Source organism: Streptococcus sp. bf_0095 (genome assembly GCF_004166885.1).
Taxonomy (GTDB): Bacteria; Bacillota; Bacilli; order Lactobacillales; family Streptococcaceae; genus Streptococcus.
Window position 1 is genome coordinate 548,527 of record NZ_RCYU01000002.1, and the last position, 12,446, is coordinate 560,972.

9 protein-coding genes are annotated in these 12,446 nt (G+C 43.3%); 3 read left to right on the plus strand and 6 right to left on the minus strand.

What is annotated here, in order from left to right:
* Positions 1 to 293: 293 nt before the first annotated feature.
* Together EAI95_RS07155 and EAI95_RS07160 are read right to left on the minus strand one after the other, a co-directional pair.
* Complete coding sequence (locus EAI95_RS07155) at positions 294 to 977, minus strand: DUF4956 domain-containing protein (protein ID WP_129822592.1); 684 nt, start codon at positions 975 to 977, stop codon at positions 294 to 296.
* The gene (locus EAI95_RS07160) at positions 970 to 1,749 is read right to left on the minus strand and encodes a polyphosphate polymerase domain-containing protein (RefSeq protein WP_129822593.1); all 780 of its coding nucleotides are present in this window, start codon (positions 1,747 to 1,749) and stop codon (positions 970 to 972) included. The genes EAI95_RS07155 and EAI95_RS07160 overlap by 8 nt, the downstream gene beginning before the upstream one ends.
* Positions 1,750 to 1,976: 227 nt before the next feature.
* Between EAI95_RS07160 and EAI95_RS07165 the strand changes: the two genes are divergently transcribed.
* Complete coding sequence (locus EAI95_RS07165) at positions 1,977 to 3,227, plus strand: carbohydrate-binding domain-containing protein (RefSeq protein WP_173018622.1); 1,251 nt, start codon at positions 1,977 to 1,979, stop codon at positions 3,225 to 3,227.
* 369 nt (positions 3,228 to 3,596) lie between these two features.
* On the plus strand, positions 3,597 to 4,262 hold the full coding sequence (locus EAI95_RS07180; protein ID WP_238662898.1) for a DUF4947 domain-containing protein: 666 nt from the start codon (positions 3,597 to 3,599) through the stop codon (positions 4,260 to 4,262).
* Positions 4,263 to 4,326: 64 nt separating this feature from the next.
* Here EAI95_RS07180 and EAI95_RS07185 read toward each other — a convergent pair whose 3' ends face one another.
* Entirely contained in the window at positions 4,327 to 7,122 is a 2,796-nt protein-coding gene (locus EAI95_RS07185; protein ID WP_129822596.1) for a YhgE/Pip domain-containing protein, read from the minus strand.
* A gap of 135 nt (positions 7,123 to 7,257) precedes the next feature.
* Here EAI95_RS07185 and EAI95_RS07190 point away from each other — a divergent pair, with 135 nt between their 5' ends.
* The gene (locus EAI95_RS07190; RefSeq protein ID WP_129822597.1) at positions 7,258 to 7,794 is read left to right on the plus strand and encodes a TetR-like C-terminal domain-containing protein; all 537 of its coding nucleotides are present in this window, start codon (positions 7,258 to 7,260) and stop codon (positions 7,792 to 7,794) included.
* Between the two features lie 194 nt (positions 7,795 to 7,988).
* Here the strand turns inward: EAI95_RS07190 and EAI95_RS07200 are convergent, their stop codons facing one another.
* From EAI95_RS07200 to rpsD, 3 genes are all read right to left on the minus strand, one after another.
* A complete protein-coding gene (locus EAI95_RS07200; protein ID WP_129822598.1) occupies positions 7,989 to 9,350 on the minus strand; it encodes a bacteriocin secretion accessory protein in 1,362 nt (453 codons plus the stop codon).
* Between the two features lie 23 nt (positions 9,351 to 9,373).
* The gene (gene comA / locus EAI95_RS07205) at positions 9,374 to 11,527 is read right to left on the minus strand and encodes a peptide cleavage/export ABC transporter ComA (protein ID WP_129822599.1); all 2,154 of its coding nucleotides are present in this window, start codon (positions 11,525 to 11,527) and stop codon (positions 9,374 to 9,376) included.
* 282 nt (positions 11,528 to 11,809) lie between these two features.
* Positions 11,810 to 12,421, minus strand: a complete 612-nt coding sequence (rpsD, locus tag EAI95_RS07210) for a 30S ribosomal protein S4 (RefSeq protein WP_003009175.1) — start codon at positions 12,419 to 12,421, stop codon at positions 11,810 to 11,812.
* Positions 12,422 to 12,446: the final 25 nt, after the last annotated feature.

Consider the following 12,446-nt stretch of genomic DNA (forward strand, 5'->3'; position numbering starts at 1 on the left):
CCTAAAGGAGGATAGTGTTAGAATGGAAACAAACTATTGTTTTACATAAAACAGTTAGATGATTACCAAAAAATGACTTTTATTTTTTAGTTATTTAAGAAGATCAAAAAACTTTCCGCTGTGAGAAAAGTGCCTGAAACACAAATGTTTCAGGCACTCGGAATTATTGAGACCTTAGGCTCAATAATTAGTCATGGAACTTTGAAGAAGTTCGCTGACGTCCGTACTCACCTAAGGAAAGTTTTTCAAAGACTTTATCTTCAATCTGAAGCTATCCTAAAGGAGGATAGCGTCTATAAATTCTTTCTTTTCTTAGCCTTTTTGGTCAAGGATACATCGCAATGATAAATTTCTTCTGTTAGGAGGGTCGTCATTGCAAAATCGTCAACTTCTGGTCTCAGATCCACTTCATAATCCAAGGTAAGCTGTTCCCCATTTTGGCTTGTATTAACCGAAATCAAGTCGACTTCTGTACAATTGCGTTCCAATAAATGGCTAATCCTATCCGCAATCCTAGACTTATTTTCTAGCTCAATCGTCAGGTGACGGCGCCGTTGGTGGTCGGTCTTACTTTGCTTGGTTTCGAGCAAGAGCCAGATAGCTAACAGAAAGGCCGTAAACAAAACTGCCAATAAGAGGTAGCCCGAGCCAGCTGCCAAACCAATAATCATGGCTAGGAAAATCGCGATCAATTCTCTCGAGCCGCTGGTAGCGGAACGAAATCGAATCAAGCTAAAGGTCCCTGCTACTGCAATCGAGGTCCCCAGACTCCCGTTCACCAGGAAAATCACCAGGGTCATCATGCAGGGAAGCAAGGTGAGACTGACGATAAATTCACGCGTATAGAGAGTACGGTATTTGTAGGTCCAAGACAGGGCCATCCCGAGCACCAGGCTAACCAGTAAGGCCAGCATGAGGCGCACCGGATCTACGGTTGCCGTAGCATTGTTAAAAATAGAATTAAATAGATTAGACATAGGCAGCACCTGTCCTTTCTTGAATTGGCGTTGGTGCATAATCTAAGCCTTGTGACTTATGGTAGGCACAACTGTATTTCGAAAATTTCTGTTTGACCAGTCCGTACTTATCCAGAATGTCCTTCAGCCACTGAGGTTCTTCACCTGGAGCCTTGATTTCCATAATGATGGTATTTTCTTCTAATAAAGGCTCACCAGCTTTCCCACGAAGGAGACTGACTTGCTGATCACGATAGACCAAGTTTTGATCCAGGGTGACCCGAATCTTATTGTAAAGATAGCCTTGGATGCTCTTCTTTTCTTTTAAGGACAAACGATCGTAATAGATGTACATCTGAGGCTGTAGGCGGTTATCATAGCGCTGGCGCAGAGCTTGGATTTCTTGCACCAAATCCAGATCCTGAATGGTCTGATCCACTAGTCCATCCGTCATGAGGCGGGTGATGGAGGAAGGGTTCGAGACCAGGCGGAACTTATGACCAATTCCTTCTGCATCCTTTGATTTTACTTCTAGAAAAGCCGGACTCTCCACTGTTGGATGCTCCACATAGGTCCGCATCCGGATCTTTTCACGACGGTTCTGTTTAGCAAGAGCATCTTGGATCACATCAAAGTCTTCGGTATCAAAATAGATATTCGAAATCGTGGAGATGGGATAATCGTCTTCAACAACATATTTCTTCAAATCTTTCAATAAATCATCCAAGTCTTCTTTATTCACCACATATTTGGTTTCAATCCGCTTGAAGCTTGTCTCTAGCGTTTTTTTCATGTTTTTCTCCTTTTGTTCTATAAAAAGTTGGTCATTTTCTTTATCGTTTTTGTTGCAAAGCCACAAGTCGCTTTACTTGTTCCTTAGTTTAGTGGCCTTTTCTTAAGCTTTCATTAAGCCAAACTTAAAGAAAACCAAAGTTAAGGTTCCTTTCAGAAAAACTTTAGGAAACTTTCAGCTAGCAACTTTAGACTAGGAGCATATCAATGGAACGAGAGGAAAAGCTCATGAAATCAAACAAATGGAGATTCTTATTAACGGGGGCCGCTACCCTCACCTTACTGACAGCTTGTACCCAAGCGTCATCTCAATCAGCTACAACAAACAATACCGCCCAAACAACCGCAACTTCTACTTCAAATAGTAAAACAGATAGCTCCAACTATTTTACAGATAAGGACAAGGACACTTCTTATGATGAAAGTACAGCCTCTACTGTAAAACTGTCTGGATCTTCTGCAACTGTTTCAGGGGACGGCGTAGCCGTTTCTGGATCCACCGTGACCATCTCGAAGGCCGGAACCTATGTCATCTCTGGTGAATCCGATGGGGTTCAAATCAAAGTCGAAGCAGGTGACTCAGATGATGTTCATATCGTCTTAAAAGGCGTTACCATGACCAACACCAACGCGCCAATCTCTGCTACAAAAGCAGGACATGTCTACCTGACTCTAGCAGATGGCACGACCAATAACTTGTCTGATTCCAGTTCAAACAATGATGAAGACGCCGATGCGGTGATCTTCTCTAAAGGCGACCTCACCATCAATGGTTCGGGTACGCTCAATATTGATGCCAAGAAGAACAACGGGATCAAGGCCAATGACACTCTCCACATCACAGGCGGAACCTATAAGATCACGGCTGTAGGAGATGCCTTCAACGTCAATGATGAGCTCAATATCACCGGTACGACGATGACCATCGATGCAGATGAAGATGCGGTCAAGGTGGATAACGATGAAGATACATCTGTCGGAACCATGTATCTGTCTGACAATACCATGACCATCTCAGCTGGGGACGATGGTATCCATGCTTCTGGTGAACTGGTCATCGATAGCGGAACCTACAAAGTAACCGAGTCAGTCGAAGGTCTCGAAGGAAAATCGATCACCATCAACGGAGGGGATATCACCATCTACGCAACTGATGACGGTGTCAGTGCAGCCAATGCCAATGCCAACCAAGATGAAATTTTCTTCACCATGAACGGTGGAACTCTCAACGTTGAAGTTGGCCAAGGGGATACCGATCCAATCGACTCAAACGGTAATGTCACTGTGACTGGAGGAACCATCAATTTGACGGGGCAATCCGGCTTTGACTTTGATGGAACGGTCACCTACACAGGCGGGGATATCTATATCAACGGTGAAAAACAAACGGAAATTGTCAATTCCATGCCTGGAGGCGGTGGTGCTCCCGGCGGTGGCGGACCTCAAGGCGGTGGACCTGGCGGGCCTGGTGGACGCTAAATCCCTCTTCCAAGGTCACTAACTGAAGCACACAAGAAAGTGGGACAGAAATCGGTAATTCGTTAGAATTCGATTTCGTCGTCCCACCTCCGCACAGTTGAGTAGGGCTGTAAAAGCTGATGAAATCAGTGTAGTAGAGCCCACTAAACCACTGCGTCTTGCTCGACAATCCAAAGATAATTGAGAGGCTAGGACTTTTGTCCCAGCCTCCTCACTTCAAATGAAATCACAAGGAGTTGACCCTTACAGGAGAGAACATGTATGAATACCTACTTCATACATGTTCTCTCCTGTTTTTTCGTGCTTTCCAAGCTTTTATAGTGTACAATAGAAGAAATAGCGCTCTATAATTAGAAAGGGATTTACATGATGTCTAAAAAAATCACTCTCCTTGTAACGCTCTCTTTGAGTCTTTTCTTCTTGACAGCCTGTATGTCTGATTTTGAATCATATTTCAAACCGGATGAAACGAGCTCTCGTGCCTCTTCTAAAAAACAAGAGAAAAGTGAAAAAGAAGCCTCATCGTCAAAAAAATCATCTAAAGCTAGCTCTTCCAAAAAAGAGAAGAAAGAGTCTCAGACGGAAACCAGCTCTAGCAAAAAAATGGAGGAGCTCCCTGCCAATGCTAGCGAAGCTCCAACAGACAAGATCTATGCAACAGGCAATTCTGTCGTTTACTATAAAAAATATGACGGTGGATTAAAAGTGCATACACCTGATTTCGAAGGCTATACAACAAAAATAGTCAAAAAAATTCTTGGAAAACCTGAAAAAACCCATGTTGATTCAAATTATATGCTCGAGACCTTTTCAGAAAAGGAAAAAGAAAACCTTGTTAATCTCTATCAAGAGGGACACTTAACAGAAGAACAACTCCATGCTTTTTGGGCTGGTGTAGTCGATCTAGCTCAAACGGCTCAATTAGAGCAAACTTTTACAGTCTTTACCTACAAAGAAGGACAAGTTCAACTTGTCTTTAAGGATGACAACCTTGTCTATATTACTCCAGATCCAGAAGTGCTTTATTTTAACTAAGAAAAATCCCCTTTCTCTTCAGAGAAGGGGATTTGTTTCACATGAAACTATGGATAGAGGAAGTCTAGTCTTCTTCCATCTTTTGAGGTTGATAGGCCAACATTCCTAAACCAATACACAAGCCCAAAACCAGGGTAAGGAAGGTGACTTGCCCACCTATCTGACCCGACAAGGAAATGGCTTCCCGTAGTCCCGATACGGTATAGCTCATTGGCAACAGCGGATGAATGGTTTGGAAGAAACGATTGGTGAGGGCAAGCGGATAAGTCCCTGCACTAGAAGCCAGTTGAAGGAGCAAGAGAATCAAAGAGATAAAAGCTCCGACCTTGTTGTTCCATGTTGTTAAGGCAGTCACCATGGACATGAAGGTCACACTTCCTAACACACAGAGGAAGAGAGTCAAGCTTTCATGGTTTGCCGCCATTCCGAGCAGGTGGACAGCTCCGTAGACCAGGACACCAGCCAAGACAGCAATCATCCCGTTCACTTCCAATCTCGATTTAAGCCAAGCCCAACGACTTTCTGGATGACGCCCAGATGGCAATTTGGCAAAAATCATATTGGTAGAGAGAGCCGCGACGAAAAGGGCAACAGATATCATATAAGGAGCCATTCCTACTCCGTTCACTGGAACATTGTCATGGTCTGTCTTTGAAAGGGTGATTGGATCTGACAATACGCTTGCATTTTCTTTTTCAGTGCTAGCGCTATTTAGTTGATCTTTGGCTGAACTCAAGCCCTGACTAAGATTCTGACTACCTGTTTGAAGATCACCCAAGCCTCCGACAAGAACCTGGCCTCCTGTCGCTAATCGACCTGAGCCATCGGCTATTTTAGTTGCACCATCCGCCAATTGATGAGAACCTGATAGTAACTGACCTGATTTATCCGATAACTGATCGACTCCTGATACGAGTTGATCAACACCGCTAGCCAAGACTGGTGTTTGAGTATTTAATTGACTGATCCCACTAGCTAGCAGTCCAGCGCCTGTTGTTAATTCACTAGACTTACTAGTCAATTGGTTGGCTCCTGAAGCTAACTGATTCATTCCAGCAGTCAGAGTTGGCATTTTCCCATTTAAGTCTCCCAATCCTGTTGCTAGTTGATTACTTCCCATTACCAAGTCACCAGATTTCTGATCCAGCTGATTTGTCCCCGCACTCAATTGAGTAGCTCCTGCAATCAAGCTACTGCTATTGCCCGTAAGCTGACTAGCTCCACCGGCTAACTGATCCACCCCTGTCGTATAGAGTTGAACGCCCTGGCTAAGGGTTTGGCTAGCTGGGAGAAGTTGCTCTGTCACTGCTGTCTGCACGGAGCTCAAGCTAGTTGAAAGAGTATTCAAGGTAGACGAAACTGTTGGCAAGATCTGGTTGGCACTTTCTTTTACTGTGGCCAAGGGACTCTCGGTTGTTAAGCCTTCTTGCAAGCCTTGAACAGTGGTTAAAATCGCTTGAGCAGCAGTCTCCGTGGTACTTGAAGTAGCAGAGACAGCAGCCGTCATTTCTGCCTGTTGCTCAGCTGTTAGCGATTGATAGGCAGCAGTAGCTTGAAGATTGGCTAGTACTGAATTGCGGTCAGCCTGTGCAGCTGCTGAAATCCCTTGAGCAGAGGTAGCGATGGTTGCCAAAGCTGTGCTGAGTTGACTGGTATTTCCGCTCGTGTTCTGAATAGCTTCATTTAATTGGGTGAGTCCTGCTGTTAATTGGGCAAGTTGCTCTTGTTGATTTGGTGATGGAGTGAGTTGTGTGGATAAGGTTTGAATGCCTGTCTCTAACTGAGACACTCCATTTCTTAAGGCTTCCGATTGACCGCTTAATTGACTAGCTCCACCACTAAGAGTAGCAAGACCTGAGCTATAGTTGGTTAGACCAGTCGTCAAATTACTAGCACCAAGATTCAACTGACTGACTCCTTTTGTATAGGTATCCAGTCCCGTTGAGAGAGTCGTCATCCCTGTATGCAATTGGCCAATTCCAGATGCTAACTGAGGCGTTTGACTAGCCATTTGGTTCAAACCATCTCCCAGCTGTCCAACACCAGATGTATAGGTCGTCAGTCCACTACTAAAGGTAGTAAAACCATCATGAAGTTGCCCAACTCCCGATACGAGGGTGGGAACTTTCTCCTGCATTTGATGAAGACCAGTTCCTAATTGGCCAACTCCATTGGTGTAGGCCAAGAGTCCAGTGCTAAGAGTCTGTGCCCCATTTGAAAAAGACAGACTCGAATTGGACAAGGTGGTCAAATGGTCTGTCAGAGTCTGTCCACCCTCTTTTAGCTGACCAGCACCGGTCGCTAATTTCTGGCTTCCTTCCGCTGCTGTTCCCATACCTGTCTTCAAGCTTCCCATCTTTTCGAAAAGAGCGCTGGTATAGGTTTGGGTGACATTACTAGCAACTGTTTGCTGGATTTTTATCATGGCTGAATCACTCATCTTACCAGCAATAAAGCTATGCCCACTAGATGTTTGGTAGGCAATAGTCATCTGTTCTGGGTGATTGGTTAAGATAGAAGCAGCTTTAGCAGATAGATCCTTAGGCAAGGTCACCACCATATAGTAATCACCCTTTTCCAACCCCTCTTTAGCGGCTCTTTCATCAACAATATGGAAATCCAGGGCATCACTTTTCTCAAAATTGGACACCATGTCTTTTCCGATTGTCAATTCTTCTTCCTGATAACGAGCTGGCTGGTCTTGATTGACAACTGCTACTGGCAGGTCGGAAACCTTGCCATAAGGATCCCACATAGAGGATAGAAAGATCACATTGTAGAGAGCTGGTATCAAGGCAACCCCGATCATCACAACGATGAAGGTCGGTTTCCTAAAAATTGCTTTCCATTCCTTAAACATTTTTTGTCTCCTTTTTATACACATTGTCTAATTTTTTGATATAATTGATTATACAGTTCTTCTTAAAAACCGCAAGTTAAAAAACTTATTTTTGGACACTGTGTATAATTTTGTTTATAAAAGAGGGAGACTAAAATGGTTACCGAAAGCAATAAGCGAATAAAAACAAAACAGATCATCCAGGAAGCTATGGTTAACCTCCTTCATAGAGAGTCCTTTGATGAGATTTCAACCGTTCAGTTGGCAAAAGAAGCCGGTATCAGCCGGAGTAGCTTCTATACCCACTACCGCGATAAGTACGATATGATTGAGCGCTACCAACAGGAATTTTTCCACAAAGTTGAATACATCTTCGACAAACAACAAGATGATAAACACCAAGCTGTTACCGAAGTTTTCGAATTTCTCACCAAGGAGCCCCTCTTTGCTGTCCTTCTAACCGAGAATGGGACAAAAGAAATTCAATCCTTCTTGCGGCACAAGCTACAAGTTCTACTAGTGGATAGCTTGCAAGAGCGTTATGGCCATCGATCTTTGACCGAAATCGAAAGAGACTACAGTTCAGTCTACCTCACCAATGCCTTTTTTGGAGTTTGTCAAATGTGGGTGGCGCGTGGGCAAAAAGAAAGCCCCCAACAAATGGCGGACTTCCTATTAAAAATGCTGGAATAAAAGAGAGTGGGACAGAAATCGGTAATTCGTTAGAATTCGATTTCGTCGTCCCACCTCCGCACAGTTGAGTAGGGCTGTAAAAGCTGATGAAATCAGCGTGGTAGAGCCCACTCAACCACTGCGTCTTGCTCGATAATCCAAAGACAATTTAGAGGCTAGGACTTTTGTCCCAGCCTCTTTTATGTTATGTTTCTTTAGTTCCCCGCTCCTAAAAATTGATCCACAAAGAAACTAAAGTAAGATTTTTCTCCTGTGATCAGGACACACTTCCCTTCCAATCCGTACCGTAGGAGTTTGGCTTCCTGATCCTTGAGACGAAGAACTCCCTCGATTTTGAAAAAGTTCCCCTGTTCTGTCCGAGTGGCACTCGAAGCAATGGAGCTAATACGGGCCTCTAGCGTAATTGGTTTTTGTTTACTTCCCTGTGTGCTAAAGCGAATCCGATCTCCCACATGAATCGTAGCTATATCTTTTGAAGGAATATAGGTAACAATCTTGACTTCTTTTTCTTTCTGAATGAGTGGATATACTTGTGCCAAAGGAGTGCCTTCCGTTACAATACTCGCTCCTTTTGTTTCATCATTCAAATGAATTACCCCCTCATCCTTGGCTAGAATCTGAGTCTTCTGAAGAAGAGTTTCTTGTGTTTTTAACTTACTATCTAAATCTGCGATTTGCTGAGAAAGAAGCAACAAATCCTGTCCAACTTTACTCAGCTGTTGAGCTTTCAGAGAGGCTATTTGACTATCTAAGCTGGTCGAAAAAGCTTGTTGGCTTCCGGATCCCGCATATTGGATTCGATAATTAGAAATACTCGCCTCTAACTGCTGGATTTGACTATCTAGCTGACTGATAAAAGAAGCTTGTGCCTGAGCGTTTTCTTCTCCATGTGGTTGCTGAGCGTAACTCTGGTAGAGGGAGTAAAGTGGATGAGTCGCATCCAGACTTCTTCCCTCTAGGAGAGCTGATTTTAGACTACGGTAATCAGTTAATCGCTTCTCCTGGTCTTGGATAGCTTGGCCAATTTCTGCTTGACTGGAACTTGCACTGGCATTTTGAGAAGCAATAGTCGCATTTTGTTGATGGGCTTGCGCTTGGAGAATCGCTATCTGTTGCTGGTAATCCTTAAACAGCTGATCATACCCAAAATGCTCATTTCCTGTAAACTGACTCTCCCCGGTCTCAATGCTCGTTTTCAACAGTTTTAATTGTTCCTCCTGTTTCTTTAAGAGGTCGAGCTGTTGCGTCAAGCTCATTCCTTGTTGTTTTTCCTGATCCTCCTGGTATTCTACCAAGATTTCGCCCTTCTTAATCTCTTTATTTTCCTTCAAATGGTTGACTTGAATGGGAGAATTACTCGTTGACTGGATTTGGTCCACCACGCGCGTAGCTTCAATCGTCCCACGACTAGACAAGGTCACTTCCTTCTTGGCAAAGACAGAGAATCCCACAATAAACAGTAGTAAAAGAAAACAAGGGACTACCCACAAACTAGCAAAATTATGGAAACGTTTCTGATAGAATTCTGCACTTTCAAAATATTTTTCGTTCATCATACTTTTTTTCTCCTAGTCCTCTCTTAACAAGTTACCAAATGGCTGTAATAACCATTCTTTTTCAGCAGTTCTTCATGACTTCCTTCTTCTTTCAGACAACCTTGGTCCAGGAGGAAGACTTTTTCAGAACGCTCTGCAATCGTTAACCGGTGGGCAATAAAAACAATCGTTTTATCTAAGGCCATCAAGCGGTCCACTATTTTCTTCTCCGTCAAGATATCCAGGCTACTGGTCGCTTCATCCAGAATCAGAATCGGAGCATCCGTTAATAAGGCACGCGCCAAGGCAATCCGCTGCCGTTGTCCACCAGAAATTCCCATGCCATCCGTAGTCAATTCCGTTTGGTAATTGAGGGGCATGCGCTCAATGTCTTCTCGAATTCCTGCGATTTCAACAGCGCGCAAGATATCTTCCTGACTAGTTCCTTCCCGCGCTCCCAGTAACAAGTTTTCTAAAATCGTACCATTAAAGACATAGGGCTGCTGGGGTAAATAATTGATTTGCTGGCGGAGCAAGGTCTTATCCACTTGCTGGATATCCGTTCCTCCCAGCCGAATCGTCCCTTTATTGGGTTGGTAGAAATTCACCATCATCTTTGCTAGCGTGGTTTTTCCAGAACCGGAAATACCGACAAAACTCACCTTGCTCCCTTTTTTAATCCTTAAGTTAATATCTGTTAAAACATTGGCTCCAAAACCGTACTTGTAGTCCACTCCCTCAAAAACCAGATCACCATCGAGAGTCTCACGCTCTTGAAGAGGCTTCTTCTCTGCGAACTCAGAGTCTATCAAATAGACTTCATTCAGACGGGTATTTGCCACTCGGGCTGCTTGCAGTTTAGTTTGGAGGTTGATCAAATTCTCTAGAGGCCCTGTGAAATAAACAAGGAGAGTATTGTAGGTAATCAGCTGACCCAAACTCAATTCTTGCTTCATGACCAAATGAGCTCCCATCCACAAGACCAAGACATTCAAAATCAACTGGGCCAAGTGCTTGAGCCCCTTTTGCAGACTCTCCGCCTTGCTCATGGCAAAGGATTTCTTCAGATAGTCCACAAATTCTGTGTCAATCTTTTGATAACGACTACGCTCACTGGTAAGAGACTTGATGGTTTCAATCCCATTGATATCTTCGATAATAGAAGAAGACAAGACACTATTGGCTTCCATGGTTTCATTATTTAAGCGCTCAAAAGGCTTCATAAAGGCAAAAATAATGACCGCATAAATCGGCAGTAAGAGAATGGTCAAGAAAAAGAGATGAGCATTTTGGCTAAACAGGACTACTGATAAAATCAGGACTATGGACAGATCCAAAAAGATTGAAAGCAGCGTACTAGCCAGAGCATCGATAATCCGGTTGGCATCTGTAAACCGCGACACCACTTCTCCTGTCCGTCGAGTTGCAAAGAAACTCATAGGCAACTGAAAAACATGCTTAATATAGGACAGAATGACATCAATAGACAAACGTTGACCTAAAACAAGAAGCAAGTAATCTTGCGCATAGGTCAGAACCTGCTGTAAGATGTAAACCACGATCAAACCTAGTGAAATCACACTCAGGGTCTGCTTCATCTGATCAGGCACATAGGTATCAATAATCGATTGTAGGTAGTAAGAACCAACAATATTGATAAGGGTTACCAATAACGTTGCAAGAACAATATGAAGGACTAATTGTCGCTGTTTAAACAAAAGAGGGACAAAGTCTAGGAGCCCATTTTTCTTTTCTTTACTCGGTTGATAGGCTGGAGTCGGGGCCAAGGCAATGACAATCCCTGTCCATTCCTTTTCAAACTCTTCGATCGTCAATTTGGTCATCTTTACCTTTGGATCTGGATCTGCTATGTAAAGATGCTTTTTATCTTTCTTATAGACTACGTAATAGTGAGGGAGACGCCCATCCTTGATCACGTGGACAATCAATGGATAGGTCACTCCTTCCAAGTCAAAAAGTGTGCGGTCTGCTCGGAAGGCGCGTGTCTCAAATCCCAACTCCTCAGCCACCTTGACCAGACCTAAGGCGGTCGTCCCATCTGCAGTCGTTTTTGCCTTCTCCCGCAGACTAGCTAAAGAATAGTATGATCCATAGTAGCCAAAAACCATGGCCAAAGCCGCAACACCGCAGTCTCTCATGTCAACTTGTTGGCGATAATGTTTTTTCTTAAATCCCATATGAACCCTTTCCAATCATTTGTTTCATCTTAACAAAAAGGACTATCTAAGAAGAAAAAATCGCTATTTGGTTTATTATTTTAGGTATTTGGTCATAAAAATCTCAAAATCAGGAGAGTTGTTATCTATTTTGAAAAAGAAAAACCGCCTATTTTTACGACGGTCATTTCTTTCTACGAAGTCAACTTAGGGAGCAACTAACTGAACAAACTCAAAAATCAACGGTTTAAGACAAAACAAAAAACCCACTGTTGTAGGCTTTCTGCAAGTTTTTTCTTAAAATTAAAGCATTTTGTTGTAGAATTCAACGACAAGTGCTTCGTTGATTTCTGGGTTGATTTCATCGCGTTCTGGCAAGCGAGTCAATGAACCTTCCAATTTTTCAGCATCGAATGATACGAATGCTGGACGTCCAAGAGTTGCTTCAACAGCTTCAAGGATAGCTGGAACTTTAGCTGATTTTTCACGAACTGAGATCACTTGACCTGGAGTTACGCGGTATGAAGGGATATCAACGCGTTTTCCGTCAACAAGGATGTGACCGTGGTTAACGAATTGACGAGCTTGACGACGAGTAGTCGCAAGTCCAAGACGGTAAACAACGTTATCCAAACGACGTTCCAAAAGAAGCATAAAGTTGAAACCGACAGTTCCTTCTTTGATCTTAGTAGCTTGTACGAACAAGTTACGGAATTGTTTTTCACCAAGTCCGTAAGAGAAACGAAGTTTTTGTTTTTCAGCTAATTGCAAACCGTATTCTGACAATTTTGAACGGTTGTTTGGTCCGTGTTGACCTGGTACGTAGTTACGACGTGCCAATTCTTTACCTGTACCTGTAAGTGACAAGCCAAGACGGCGAGATTGTTTCCAAGATGGTCCTGTATAACGTGACATTTGAAATGTCCTCCTATAAAAATAA